At 74.5% G+C, this 12,753-nt stretch carries 13 protein-coding genes; 2 read left to right on the top strand and 11 right to left on the bottom strand.

Going from position 1 to position 12,753, the window contains the following annotated elements; translation table 11 throughout:
• The 9 genes from murJ to E1258_RS23230 all read right to left on the bottom strand — a co-directional run.
• On the bottom strand, positions 1-1,325 hold a 1,325-nt coding region (gene murJ, locus E1258_RS23270), incomplete at its 3' end, for a murein biosynthesis integral membrane protein MurJ (RefSeq protein ID WP_132404871.1).
• A gap of 59 nt (positions 1,326-1,384) precedes the next feature.
• Positions 1,385-2,251, bottom strand: coding sequence for a hypothetical protein (locus E1258_RS23265; RefSeq protein WP_132404869.1), 867 nt, complete (start codon positions 2,249-2,251; stop codon positions 1,385-1,387).
• 68 nt (positions 2,252-2,319) lie between these two features.
• The gene (locus E1258_RS23260) at positions 2,320-3,258 is read right to left on the bottom strand and encodes a copper transporter (protein ID WP_132404867.1); all 939 of its coding nucleotides are present in this window, start codon (positions 3,256-3,258) and stop codon (positions 2,320-2,322) included.
• A 27-nt stretch (positions 3,259-3,285) separates the two neighbouring features.
• Positions 3,286-4,464, bottom strand: coding sequence for a putative cytokinetic ring protein SteA (gene steA / locus E1258_RS23255; protein ID WP_132404865.1), 1,179 nt, complete (start codon positions 4,462-4,464; stop codon positions 3,286-3,288).
• Between the two features lie 120 nt (positions 4,465-4,584).
• On the bottom strand, positions 4,585-6,342 hold the full coding sequence (gene recN / locus E1258_RS23250; RefSeq protein ID WP_132404863.1) for a DNA repair protein RecN: 1,758 nt from the start codon (positions 6,340-6,342) through the stop codon (positions 4,585-4,587).
• Between the two features lie 153 nt (positions 6,343-6,495).
• Positions 6,496-7,380 (bottom strand): NAD kinase, encoded by an 885-nt coding sequence (locus tag E1258_RS23245; RefSeq protein ID WP_132404861.1) that lies wholly within the window; start codon positions 7,378-7,380, stop codon positions 6,496-6,498.
• 52 nt (positions 7,381-7,432) lie between these two features.
• On the bottom strand, positions 7,433-8,293 hold the full coding sequence (locus E1258_RS23240; RefSeq protein ID WP_132404859.1) for a TlyA family RNA methyltransferase: 861 nt from the start codon (positions 8,291-8,293) through the stop codon (positions 7,433-7,435).
• A gap of 20 nt (positions 8,294-8,313) precedes the next feature.
• Positions 8,314-8,562, bottom strand: coding sequence for a hypothetical protein (locus E1258_RS23235; protein ID WP_132404857.1), 249 nt, complete (start codon positions 8,560-8,562; stop codon positions 8,314-8,316).
• 28 nt (positions 8,563-8,590) lie between these two features.
• Positions 8,591-9,232, bottom strand: a complete 642-nt coding sequence (locus tag E1258_RS23230; protein ID WP_132404855.1) for a phasin family protein — start codon at positions 9,230-9,232, stop codon at positions 8,591-8,593.
• Between the two features lie 113 nt (positions 9,233-9,345).
• Between E1258_RS23230 and E1258_RS23225 the strand changes: the two genes are divergently transcribed.
• Positions 9,346-9,684: an SCP2 sterol-binding domain-containing protein gene (locus E1258_RS23225; protein ID WP_007075887.1), complete on the top strand. Its 339-nt coding sequence runs from the start codon at positions 9,346-9,348 to the stop codon at positions 9,682-9,684.
• An 81-nt stretch (positions 9,685-9,765) separates the two neighbouring features.
• Here the strand turns inward: E1258_RS23225 and E1258_RS23220 are convergent, their stop codons facing one another.
• The gene (locus tag E1258_RS23220) at positions 9,766-10,785 is read right to left on the bottom strand and encodes an HAD-IIA family hydrolase (RefSeq protein WP_132404853.1); all 1,020 of its coding nucleotides are present in this window, start codon (positions 10,783-10,785) and stop codon (positions 9,766-9,768) included.
• The gene (locus E1258_RS23215) at positions 10,782-11,690 is read right to left on the bottom strand and encodes a lipopolysaccharide assembly protein LapB (RefSeq protein ID WP_132404851.1); all 909 of its coding nucleotides are present in this window, start codon (positions 11,688-11,690) and stop codon (positions 10,782-10,784) included. Before E1258_RS23215 ends, E1258_RS23220 begins: the two co-directional genes overlap by 4 nt.
• Before the next feature lie 147 nt (positions 11,691-11,837).
• Between E1258_RS23215 and E1258_RS23210 the strand changes: the two genes are divergently transcribed.
• Positions 11,838-12,584, top strand: coding sequence for a hypothetical protein (locus E1258_RS23210; RefSeq protein WP_132404849.1), 747 nt, complete (start codon positions 11,838-11,840; stop codon positions 12,582-12,584).
• Positions 12,585-12,753: the final 169 nt, after the last annotated feature.

Genomic DNA, 12,753 nt, shown 5'->3' with positions numbered 1-12,753 from the left:
AACAGCAGCACGCCGAGCAGCACCATGCCGGCGGAGTTGGCCAAGCCCACCGCGAGCACCCGGTCGGCGCGGGGCAGCAGCGCGGCGAGGGGGGCCACGGTCAGTGGCACGGCCAGCCAGCCGGCGGTGATGGCCACGGTGGCCGGCCGGGTGTCGCCTCGGGCGTAGAGGGCGCGGGAGAGCACCGCGAACAGCCCGTAGCCGAGCAGGCCGGGGGCAAAGCCGGCGATCGCGGCGGCCGCCGGGGCCGGGTCGTCGGGGTAGAAGAACGCGGCGACGGGGGCGGCGGTGCCGGCCAGGGCCGCCGCGCCGAGGCAGCTGAACAGCAGCACCCCCCGGGTGGTCGCGGCGAGGGTGTCCCGGTACGTCGGTTCGTCGCCGGCCGCCGACGCCGCCGCGAGGGTGGGGTACGCGGCCACCGCGAGCGGCACGGCGAGCACCGCCCAGGGCAGCAGGTACATCGTCTGGGCCAGGTTGAACACCTGCGGGGAGCCGGTGGGGCCGCCGGAGGCGCTCTTGACGACCACGGCGAGGGCGAGCTGCTGGGCTGCGACGGTGACCGCCCCGGCCGCCGCGAGCCCGCCGACCCGGGCGCGGACGTCGGCGTCGAACGCGTACCCGGGGCGCAGCCGCAGGCCGAGGCGGCGCAGTGGGATCAGCAGCGACAGCGACAGCACGACCACGCCGAGGGTGGTGCCGCCGGTCAGGATCAGCTCGCCGCCCCGACTCACCTCGGCGATGGTGGCCCCCCGCCCCTCCGTGCCGCCGAACGTGAGGTACACCACGATCACGGTGAGGCTGGACAGCAGCGGTGCGATGACGGGCCAGGCGAAACGGCGGTGCGCCTGGAGGACGCCGGTGAGCACGATGCCGATGCCGTAGAGCGGTAGCTGGGGGGCGAAGATCCGCAGCATGCGCGCCCCGGCGGCCAACTCGGCGGGGCTGCGGCCGGAGCTCAGCGCCTCGACGATCGGCCCGGCCAGCAGCGCGACCAGCGCCGCGAGGGGCACCAGCAGGGTCAGCGTCCAGGTCAGCAGGGCGCCGGCCGTCGCGCCGACGGCCCGCCGGTCCCCCGCCGCGACCGGGCCGGCCAGCAGCGGCACGACCAGACTGGCCAGCGCCCCACCGGCCACGATCTCGAAGATGATGTTCGGCGCGATGTTGGCGACCACGTACATGCCGCCGAGGTCGCTGCGCTCCACCACCCAGGTGAAGACGGCGGTGCGGCCGAAGCCGGCGAGCCGGCTGACCACGGTGAGCACCGCGATGAGGGCGGCCGCCCCGGCCACCCGGCCGGCGCCGGCGAGGGGTGCCGGGGTCTTCACGTCAGTCGGTGGCCTTCACGTCGGCCGCGGTGGCCCGCACGTCGGTCGGTCGCCTCACGTCAGTCGGTGCGCCGGCCCAGGGCATCCAGCTCGCGCAGCCCGGGGGTGGCCTGGATGACCTGGGTGAAGCTGACCTTCTCGCTGGCGGCGGTGAGGCCGGCGAGCACGGCGAGCACGGCGGCCCGGCCGAGCGGCCCGGTGCGGGCCGCGAGAGCCACCCCGAGCACCGCGCCGATCGCGTTGGCCCCGCCGTCGCCGACCATCACCTGCTCGTCGAGGTCCTCGGCGAGCAGGCCGGCGGCGGCGCCCACCGCCCCGGCGGCGATCCCGCCGTGCGGGCCGCCGGTCAGCGGCGCGCCGAGCAGCAGCGCGGACTTCAACGCCCGCCCGGGCCGCAGGTCGAGCAGGTTGAGCAGGTTGGCGGTGCCGGCGATCACCCCGGCGCCGAGAAGCACGTCCACGGTGCGCCCCACCGCGCCGTGCCGCTGACGGCGCGGGTGGGCGGCGACTGCCTGGTCGGCGGCGAGCAGCGCCGAGGCGGCCAGACCCGCCGCGCCCACCCCGACGATCTTGACGAGGCCGGCGGTGACCCGGCCCTCGCGCAGCGCGGCGAGGTGCCCGGCGAAGCCCTTGGCGGCCTTCTGCTCGGGTCGGGCGCCCACCACGTCGTCGTAGACCCCGACCGCTCCCCCGCCCACGCCGGCCACCAGCGCGGCGGCGCCTGCGGGGGCGCTGGCGGCACCGAACGCCCCGGCCGTGGCGGCACCGGCGGCGAGCGCCGGCCCGGCGGCGAGGGTGACGGTGCGGCCCCGGAAGTTGGTGCGCTCCAATGCCGGGGCGGCCGGCGAGGTGCGCACTTCGCGCAGCGCGTACCGGGCGGCGGCGACGCCGGCCCCGGCGATCAGTAGGCGGCCCAGCAGGCTCACGCGGTCACCCCGTTCGGCACGCCGCACGCGCGGCGGGAGAGGATCGGACACCCGGGTACGTCGTTCGCTCACTGGGGCAGTTTAGGCAGCAACGAGGAGGCGTTGTCGCCCACGCCGTACTGGCCGGCCTTCTTCTCCACGAGTTGCTGCACCAGGGCGAGGGTGGTGACCAACTGGCCCTGCGTGGTGTTGGCGTCGTCGACGGTGGAGACGGTCTGCGACAGCACCGGGTCGCCCCGGACGACGGCGACGACGTTGCCGCCGGCCGAGCCGTTGCCGGCCACCACGATCGCCCCGGTCCGGTCGAACTGCTCGGCGACCTTGACGACCGACTCGTCCTTCTTCGCGGAGTCCTTGTCCACGTACGGCTGGCCGCTGACCAGTACCACTGCCTCCGCCGGCCCGGCCACCTTCTCGTCGGTCGTCAGGTACCCGGCGTTGCTGTACGACGCCAGCACCGCCCGGCGGTCGGCGTCGGTGGCCGGGTTGGCACCCCCGGCGCGGTCCAGCAGCACGCTGGCCAGCAGTGCGCTGGATGTCTCCACCCCGTGCCCGTTGCCGGGCAGCCCCGAGGCGGGCGCGCTCGGCCGGGCGGCGGTGACGGCCAGCTCCATCAGGTTGTTGTTGTTGTCCGGGTTGACGAACTTGTCCTGCAGGTCGACCCGGCCGGTGACCTGGGCGCCGGCGAGCTGGAGCATCTTGAGCACGCCCTCGGTGTGCTCGCGCCCGCTGGGCAGGGTGAGCAGCAGCACGCGGCGGCCGGTGAGCTTGCCGGGCAGGACGACCTGGGCGATCTCGCCGGCGAACTGCTCCTCCAGCTCGATTTCCTTCTGCATGTTGTTGACCGCCTGGCGCATCTGCTGGTTGTCCTTGCTCAGCCCGTTGACCCGCTCCTTGAGCGAGTCGGCGACCGGGCCGTTGAGGGCGGCCGTGCCGACCACCAGGCCGATGGCAAGCGCCAGGAAGACCGCGGTCAGGGACACCACGTGGTAGCGGAAGTTGATCACGCTGACAGCCTCTTGATCGGTCGGGAGCTAGAAGAGCTGGCCGAGCTGGAACACAAAATTGTTCCACCATTCACTGACCACGCCCAGGTATGCCTTGCCGACGGTGGAGACCGCCACGGCCGAGGCCATCGCCGCCACCGCCGACAGGACCAGCAGCAGCAGCGAGGACCCGGAGATGCTCTGCCGGTAGAGCCGGCTCACGCCCTTGGCGTCCACCAACTTCCCGCCGACCTTGAGCCGGGTGAGGAACGTCGAGGCCATCCCGCCCCGGCCCTTGTCCAGGAACTCGACCAGGGTCGCGTGCGTGCCGACCGCCACCAGCAGCGAGGCGCCCTTCTCGTCGGCCAGCAGCATCGCCAGGTCTTCGCTGGTGGCCGCCGCCGGGAAGGTGATCGCCTCGACGCCCAGCCCGGCGACCCGGGGCAGCCCCGGGGCCCGGCCGTCGGGGTAGGCGTGCACGATCACCTCGGCGCCGCAGCGCAGCACGTCGTCGGTCACCGAGTCCATGTCCCCGATGATCATGTCGGGGGTGTAGCCGGCCTCGACCAGCGCGTCCGCCCCGCCGTCCACGCCGATCAGCACCGGCTTGAACTCCCGGATGTACGGACGCAGCACGTCCAGGTCGGCCTTGTAGTCGTAGCCGCGGACCACGATCAGGCAGTGCCGACCCTGGATCTGGGTCTGGATCTCCGGCACGCCGACGCCGTCGAGGAGCAGGTCACGCTCCTGCTTGAGGTAGTCCATCGTGTTGGCGGCGAACGCCTCCAGCTGCACCGACAGCCCCTCGCGGGCGTCGGCCATCGCCTTGGCCACCGACTCGGCGTCCTGGAGCGCGCCGTGCGCGACCGGCTCACCGCCGACGAACACGGTGTTGCCCTCGATCCGGACGGTGTCGCCCTCCCGGACCCGTTCGAAGATCCCCTCGCCCAGGTCGTCCAGGAGGGGGATGCCAGCGGTCACCAGCACCTCGGGGCCGAGGTTCGGGTACCGGCCGGAGACCGACGGCTTCGCGTTGAGGACGGCGGCGACACCGACGGCGACCAGCGAGTCGGCCGCCACCCGGTCCAGGTCGACGTGGTCGATGACCGCGATGTCGCCCGGACGCAGCCGGCCGACCAGGCGCTTCGTCCGGCGGTCGAGGCGCGCGGTGCCGAGGACTGTGTCCGGCTCGGTGTTACGGGTCCGGCGCAACGTGGGTAGACGCATCGTGACCATCCTGGCATGTGAGGCAGGCTTTTCTGTCGCGACATGCCTGAGCGACGCCGCCTACCCAGGGAAACACACCAGAGCGCGTGCCGGTGTGGGTGCGCTCACAATAACTCGCCGTCAGGGTCGTCTTTCCCGTGCCGCGACGGCCAACAGCTCCTCGGCGTGAGCGATACCCAGATCCGAGTCCGGCAAACCCGCCAGCATCCGGGCCAGCTCCCGGGCCCGCTCGGTGTCCTCCACCACCCGCACCCCGCTGGTCGTCACCGCGCCCCCCGTGTCCTTCGCCACCACCAGGTGCCGGTCGGCGAACGCCGCCACCTGCGGCAGGTGGGTGACCACCAGCACCTGGTGGCTGCGGGCCAGCCGGGCCAGCCGCCGGCCGATCTCCACCGCCGCCTGGCCCCCGACGCCCGCGTCGACCTCGTCGAAGACCAGGGTCGGCGGGCCGCCGGACCCCGCGAAGACCACCTCGATGGCGAGCATCACCCGGGACAGCTCACCGCCGGACGCGCCCCGCTGCAACGGCAGCGACGGGGCCCCCGGATGGGCCAGCAGCCGCAGCTCCACCTCGTCGCCGCCGTCCGGGCCGACGCCCACCTCCACGCCGTTGACCACCAGGCTCGGCTCCGACCTCCCCGCCGGTCGGGGCAGCACCGCCACCTCGATCCGGGCGTGCGGCATCGCCAGCCCGGCCAGCTCGACGGTCACCTGCCGGGCGAACCGGATCGCCGCCTCCCGCCGGGACACCGATACCCGCCCGGCCAACTCGGCCACCTCACCGGCCAGGCGGGACGCCTCCCGGTCCAGCTCGTCGAGAAGATCGTCGGAGCTGTCCAGATCGGACAGCCGCAGCCGGGCCCGCTCCGCCCAGGCCACCACCCCGTCGACGTCGTCGGCGTATTTGCGGGTCAACGCGCGCAACGCCGCCCGCCGCTCGTAGACGACCTGCAACCGGGCCGGATCCGCGTCCAGCGCGGTCAGGTACGCCGACAGCTCCGCCGAGACGTCGGCCACCAGGGTCGCCGCCTCCTCCAGCCGGGCAGCCAGGTCACCGAGGGCCGGATCGGTGCCCGCCTGCGCCTCCAGGGTTCGCCGGGCCAGCCCCAGCAGCGCCGTGGCGTCCGGCGTCTCGTCGGTCGGCTCGGTGCCGCCGGCCACGCACTGGTGCGCCATCTGCGCCGCCGTACGCAGCCCCTCCGCGTGCTCCAGGCGCTGCGCCTCGGCCTTCAGCTCGCCGTCCTCGCCCGGCTGCGGATCGACCCGGCTGATCTCGTCCAGCCCCAGCCGGAGCAGGTCGGCCTCCTGGTTGCGCGCCCGGGCGTTGCGCCGGCGGTCGGCCAGGTCGTCGACCACCGCCCGCCACCGGGCGTACGCCTCGCGCAGCGCGTCGAGAAGCTTCTCGTGCTCCGGGCCGGCGAACCGGTCCAGCGCGGCCCGCTGCTCGGCCGGCCGCAGCAGGCGCAGCTGGTCGGACTGGCCGTGCACCGCCACCACCTGCTCGCCGACCTCGCCCAGCATCGCCACCGGCATACCGCGCCCGCCCAGGTGCGCCCGGGAACGCCCCTCCACGGTGACCGTCCGGCTCAGCAGCAGCGAACCGTCCTCGTCGGGCTCCCCACCGGCGTCGATGACCCGGGCGTGCACGGCGGCGGCGACCCGGCCGCCGAGGCGCAGTCGCCCCTCGACCACCGCCCGGCCCGGCTGGGCCCGCACCCGGCCGGCGTCGGCCCGGCCGCCGAAGAGCAGGCCGAGGCCGGTCACCACCATCGTCTTGCCCGCACCGGTCTCACCGGTGATGACGTTCATCCCGCCGGTCAACGGCAGCGTGGTGTCCTCGATGACGCCCAGTCCGGTGATGCGCAGCTCTTCCAGCACAGCACCCGACAGTAGACGCGGGCCCCGACAGTTGACCAGCCGGCACGGCCGGGACGCGGTGACCACCCGCCGCCCGGCCCGCACGTCACCACCGCCGGCGCACCGGCCGGCCTGCGGCGGGCCAGCGCCGCCGGGCCACCACCGAGACGTCGCTCACCTGCGGTTGCCCCGCCAGCCGTGTACCGGCAACCCGAACTTCGCCACCAGCCGGTCGGTGAAGGACCGGGCCCGCAGCCGCACGACACGCACCGGCAGCGCACCCCGACGCACCGTCACCTGCGCCCCCGGCGGCAGGTCGTAGACCCGCCGGCCGTCGCAGCACAGCACCGCGAGGGTGGTGAACGGGTCGACCGTGATCGAGAACGTCGACGTGGGCGCGGTCACCAGCGGCCGGCTGAACAGCGCGTGCGCGCTGATCGGGACCAACAACAGCGCCTCCACCTCCGGCCACACCACCGGCCCGCCGCCGGAGAACGCGTATGCCGTCGAACCCGTGGGGGTCGCGCAGACCACGCCGTCGCAGCCGTACCGTGACAGCGGCCGACCGTCCACGTCGACCAGCAGTTCCAGCATCTGGGCCCGCTCGCCCTTTTCAACGCTGATCTCGTTGAGCGCCCAGGACTCGATCGTCGGGCCGCCGTCGAACTCCGCGATCACGTCGAGGGTGAGCCGCTCGTCCACCGTGTAGTGGCGACCCACCACGTCGCGCACCGCCACGTCCAGGTCGTCGATCTCCGCCTCGGCGAGAAAGCCGACGTTGCCGAGGTTGATGCCGAGCAGCGGTGCCTTCGCCGGCCGGGCCAGCTCCGCCGCGCGCAGGAACGTGCCGTCCCCGCCCAGGGCGAAGACGATCTCGGCCCCCTCGGCGGCCTCCAGCCCGGTCACCGGCACCACGCCCGGAAGGTCCAGGTCGTCGGCCTCCTCGGCCACCACCCGCACCTCGAACCCCGCGGCGATCAGGTCCGCCGCGACCGTTCGGGCGTGCTCGGTGCTGCGACGCCGGCCGGTGTGCGTCACCAGCAGCGCGGTACGACTCAACGGATCCACCTTCCGTTCGCGACTGCGGGGCTCGCGAGCTCACTCCTCGCGCTCACCCCACCGCCTCCTCCGGGGCCACGTCCGGCACGTCGCCGGGCGGGGTTGCACCCTGCGGGCCGGCCGCCACGACGGCCCGCACCCGCTCCGGGTCGGCCGCCGCCGCGCCCCGGCGTAACCATACGAAGAACTCGACGTTGCCGCTGGGTCCCGGCAGCGGGCTGGCCGTCACGCCGGAGAGTCCCAGCCCGAGCTGGGCCGCCGCCGCCGCCACGTCGAGGACGGCTTCGGCGCGTAGCACCGGGTCGCGCACGACGCCACCCGCGCCGACGCGCTCCCGGCCCACCTCGAACTGGGGCTTCACCATCAACGCCAGGTCCCCGTCGGCCTGGGTGCAGCCGGCCAGCGCCGGCAGCACCAACCGCAGCGAGATGAACGACAGATCCGCCACCGTCAGGTCGACCTCCCCGCCGATCGCCTCCGGGGTCAGCGTGCGCACGTTGGTCCGCTCGAATACCCGAACCCGGTCGTCGGTGCGCAGCGACCACGCGAGCTGCCCGTAGCCGACGTCCACGGCGACCACCTCGGCCGCGTCGGCACGCAGCAGCACGTCGGTGAAGCCGCCGGTCGACGCGCCGGCGTCGAGGCACCGCCGGCCGGCCACCCGCAGCCCGCCCGGGGTGAACGCGGCCAGCGCGCCGGCCAGCTTGTGGCCGCCCCGGGAAACGTACTCCGAGGTGGGGTCGGCACCGGTGACCAGCAGCGGATCGGCAGGGTCGACCAGCGCGGCGGCCTTACGGGCCGGTACCCCACGCAGCTGGACCCGGCCGGCGTCGACCAGCGCGGCGGCCTGCTCGCGGGACCGGGCCAGACCGCGGCGGACGAGTTCGGCGTCGAGCCGGTTGCGACGTGCCATGGGGGTGGATCTCCGGTCGGTCAGGCCTGGTCGATGGTGGCGAGGGTGCCCCGCAGCGTCTGGTACGCCGCCTCGTACTGCGGAATCTGGTCGGCCGGGGAGAGCGACGCGGCGTTCGCCATCGCCTGGACGGCCGCGTCCACCGCCGGGTGCCGGGCGTCCCCGTCGTCGTCGGTGCCCACCGGGCGAGGCGGCGAGGCCGGCCGGGAGCCGGGCGGCGGCGCGGGCCGGCCCCCGGGCACCGGGCCCGGCCGGAACGGCGCGTTCACCGCCGGCCCCGACCCGTCACGGGTACGCTCACGCCGCACCGCCCGGCGGCCGCTTACGGGCCAGCGCCTTCTTCGCCGGACGGGCCGGCTCCGCCGCTTCCTGAGCGGACTCCACCGGGCTCACCGTGGCCGGTGGCTTCCGGGCGACCGTCTTCTTCGCCACCGTCTTCTTGGCCACGGCCTTGGTCGGCCCGGTCTCCGTGGCGACGGCTCTTTTCGCGACGGCTTTCTTCGCGACGGCCTTCTCCGCGACGGCTTTCTTCGCGACGGCCTTCTTCGCCACCGGGGTCGGGGCCGATGCCGGCGGCGAAGACGACTGCGAGCCGCCCGGTGCCCCGGCCGGCTGCGGGGCGGGCTCGGCAATGCCCGCCCTGGCCTCCCTCAGCTGGCGTTCCAGCTCGTGCACCCGGCGGGTCAGCTCGGCCACCTCATCGGCGGTGGCCAGCCCGACCGTGCCGAGCGCGCGGTCCACCTCGAAGCGCACCAGCTTGGTCAGCGCCTCCCGATTCGCCGCGCCGGTCGAGACCAACTCCTCGGCGAGGGCCTGGAGCTGGGTTGCGGTCGCCTCGCCGGAGCCGACGACCCGCCGCACGACTTCCTGGGCCTTCTTCCGGGGCGCCTCCGTCAGGCCCATGGCCAGTCCGAGGTAGGCGCGCCACGCGTCCTGCATGCCTGAGTCCTTCCACGGGGGTGGGGGTTGCGGGTCTCACGCTACCGGGCGCCGTGCGACGCCCGTTGCGGTACGGTGCCGGGAAACGGACGTGGCGTGCATGAGGAGACGAAGTGGCCAGCGTGGACGAGTGTCGGCAGGCGTTGCAGGATCTGGCTGCCCGGCTGGACCGCAACGCCGATACCGTGCGGGAGCGGGTCGACCTGGACCGGACCCTGGCCTGCCGGGTGACCGACCTGGGCGCCGCCTTCCACGGCCGGCTCGCCGACGGGCGGCTGCTCGACCTGACCGACGGGGACGACCCGAAGGCGAAGATCGCACTGAGCACCAGCAGCGACGACCTGCTCGCCCTGGTGCGTGGCGAACTCGACGTGACCAAGGCCGTCGCGTCCCGCCGGGTGTCGATCAAGGCGAACCCGTTCGACCTGATGAAGCTCCGCAAGCTGCTCTGACCGCCCAGAACGGGCACCGCCCGCAGCACCGGCCCCGAAATATTCGGGTGGTGCCGCAGGCGGCCCCGCTACGCGGTGAGTTCAGTCGGCCAGGCCGAGGGCGGCCAGGGCCTTCCCGGCCTCCGGCGAACCCGGCCGGACCCGAGGGTCGACGTCGGCCTCCCATGCGACGGCGCAGAGCGCGGCGAGAGCGTCCAGCGGCAAGCCGGCCCCGGTCAACTCCAGGTCGCCGTCGACCGCGCGCGCCGACCAGCCGCCCGTATCGGCGCTACCGGGCACCCGGACCACCGCCGCCGGGTCGAACAGCCCGGCGAGGTCGACCGAGACGTACGTCGGCCGGCGCGCCGCCGGGGCGGCCAGCAGTTCGGGTACGTCACTGACGCCGGTCAGCACCAGCAGGCTGTCCAGGCCGGCCCGGCGGGCACCCTCGATGTCGGTGTCGAGCCGATCGCCCACCACGAGCGTGCGCCCCTGACCGGCCCGGCGGGCGGCGGTGGCGAACAACGCCGGCTCGGGCTTGCCCACGACCACGTCCGGGTCGCGGTCCAGCGCGGTCCGCAGCACGGCCACCAGCGATCCGTTGCCCGGCAGCGGGCCCCGCCCGCTGGGCAGGGTCCGGTCGGTGTTCGTGGCGATCCACTGCGCCCCGGCCCGTACGGCGAGCGACGCCTCGGCCAGGTCCGCCCAGCCGACCTGCGGGCCGTACCCCTGCACGACGGCGGCGGGGGACTCGTCGACGCGGGACACCGGGCGCAGCCCGACAGCCCGAATCTCCGCCCGCAACGCCTCCGCCCCCACCACCAGGACCGCCGAGCCGGCGGGCAGCCGCTCCGCCAGCAGTTCGGCGGATGCGCCAGCGGAGGTGAGCACCTCCTCGGCGCTGGCGGGCACACCCATCCCGGTGAGCAGGTCGGCGACCTCGCTGGAGCGCCGCGAGGCGTTGTTGGTGGCATACGCGACCGTCCGCCCCTCGGCGTGCAGCCGCCCCACCGCCTCGACCGCGCCGGGGATCGGCCGGTCGATCAGGTAGATCACCCCGTCCAGGTCGAAGACGACCAGCGAGTACCCGTCGACCAGCCGCTCCCCGGCGTCCCCCGTCACTGCTGGTCCGCACCCGGCTCGGGGGAGTTCGCGGACGCCGCGCCCCGCTCGGTCCCCACCGGCTGCGACCCGGTCCGGTCGGGGCCCGTCGGGGCCACGCCGTCCTCGTCGTCCTCTTCGTCGTCCTCGTCGTCGAGGTCATCGTCCTCGTCGAGGTCGTCGGCGGCCCGGTCCGTCTCGGCACTGTCACCGTCGGGGTCGTCCGCGTCGCCATCCGCTCCGCCGGTCGAGCCGGCGTCCGGCTGGGCGGGCACCATACCCGGGGTACCCGGACCGGAGGCGATCTCCTCGGCCGGCTCGTCGTCCACGTCGTCGCCCTCGATCAGTACCCCGTCGAGTTCGAGCAGCCGCTCGGCCGCGTCCGTCTCGCCCTCGGCATCGATCTCGTCCGCCCGGGAGAACCACTCCCGGGCCTCCTCGCGCCGGTCCACGGCGAGCAACGCATCGGCGTACGCGTACCGGAGCCGGGCGGCCCACGGTTCCGTCGCGTCGTTGGTGAGCTCGCGGACCTGGAGCATGGCGACGGCCGCGTCCTTCTGGCCGAGGTCACCCCGCGCCCCGGCGGCGACGATCAGCAACTCGATCGCGACGGCCTGATCGAGCTTCTCCCGGTCGGCCCCCCGGAACAGGTCGATCGCCCGTTCCGGACGCCCGAGCGCCCGCTCGCAGTCGGCGAGCACCGCCAGGTGGCTCTGCAACCCCGTCATCCGGTGGTACGTGCGCAGCTCGGCGATCGCCGTCTGCCACTCCCCCGCGTGGTACGCGGCCAGCCCGACCGCCTCGCGCACCGCCGAGATGCGCGACGCGAGCCGACGGGCGGCGAGCGCGTGCGCCAGCGCCTGCGCCGGGTCCTCGTCGATTAGCTGACCGGTCGCGACCAGGTGCCGGGCGACGGTGTCCGCCACCGGCTTGGCCAGCGACAGCAGTTCCGCGCGGGCGGCTTGGTCCAGGTCGGACGCGACGATCTCGTCGGGCAGCGCCGGAGTGACCGTCCCCTCCCGCTCGGCACGGTCGCGCCGGTCGTCCCGGCGGTCGCGCGACGCGTCCCCACCGTGGCCGCCGTCCCGACGCCGGTCCTCGAAGCTCCGCTGGTCGTTTCGGCGCGGGCGATCGCCCTGCCCGCCGGGACGGTCCCCGCCCCGGTAGCCACCCTCACGGCGGTCGCCACCACGGTAGCCACCTTCGGGGCGGTCGCCACCACGGTAGCCACCTTCGGGGCGGTCACCGCCACGGAAGCCACCCTCGGGACGGTCGCCACCCCGGAAGCCACCCTCACGCGGACCCGAACGGAAACCACCCTCACGGCGATCCCCGCCGGCACCGCCCTCACGACGGTCACCCCCACGGAAGCCACCCTCACGCGGACCCGAACGGAAACCACCCTCGGGACGGTCCCCACCACGGAAACCGCCCTCACGGCGCTCCCCACCACGGAAACCGCCCTCGGGACGGTCACCGCCCCGGAAGCCGCCCTGACGCGAGTCGCCATCGCGGCGGAAACCACTCTCACGCGGCGGGCCCGACCGGAAACCGCCCTCACGGCGGTCACCGCCACGGAAGTCCCGGCCGTCGCCGCGCGGTGCGCCCTGCTGGCCACCGTCTCGGCCTCCGCCGGCGAAACGCGAATCGTCTCGGGGGCGGAAGCCACCCTCACGGCGATCGCCGGAGCCGCCGCGCTGGTCGCGCGAGCGTTCGTCCCGATCCCGGTACGGCGGGCGGTCATCCCGTCGGGGCGCGCCGCCGCGTCGGTCGGAACGGTCTTCGTAACGTCGAGGACGGTCGCCGTCCTGGGGTCCTGAACTCACAGGTACATCCTTCCTGATTGCGCCGCACCCGACGCTACGCAGTCGAGGGCCACCCCCATTGGGGCAGCCCTCGACCGGAAAGAATGTCCGGCGGTGTCCTACTCTCCCACACCCTCCCGAGTGCAGTACCATCGGCGCTGGAGGGCTTAGCTTCCGGGTTCGG

It is taken from the genome of Micromonospora sp. KC207 (assembly GCF_004348615.1).
Taxonomy (GTDB): Bacteria; Actinomycetota; Actinomycetes; order Mycobacteriales; family Micromonosporaceae; genus Micromonospora.
The sequence above is the reverse complement of the archived record's forward strand: the minus strand, read 5'-3'. Positions and strand labels throughout refer to the sequence as shown.

Excerpts from the sequence above, each read along its gene's own strand:
- steA (WP_132404865.1), bottom strand. The coding sequence starts at position 4,464 with ATGCGTCTACCCACGTTGCGCCGGACCCGTAACACCGAGCCGGACACA.
- E1258_RS23240 (WP_132404859.1), bottom strand. The coding sequence starts at position 8,293 with ATGGCACGTCGCAACCGGCTCGACGCCGAACTCGTCCGCCGCGGTCTG.
- E1258_RS23230 (WP_132404855.1), bottom strand. The coding sequence starts at position 9,232 with ATGCAGGACGCGTGGCGCGCCTACCTCGGACTGGCCATGGGCCTGACG.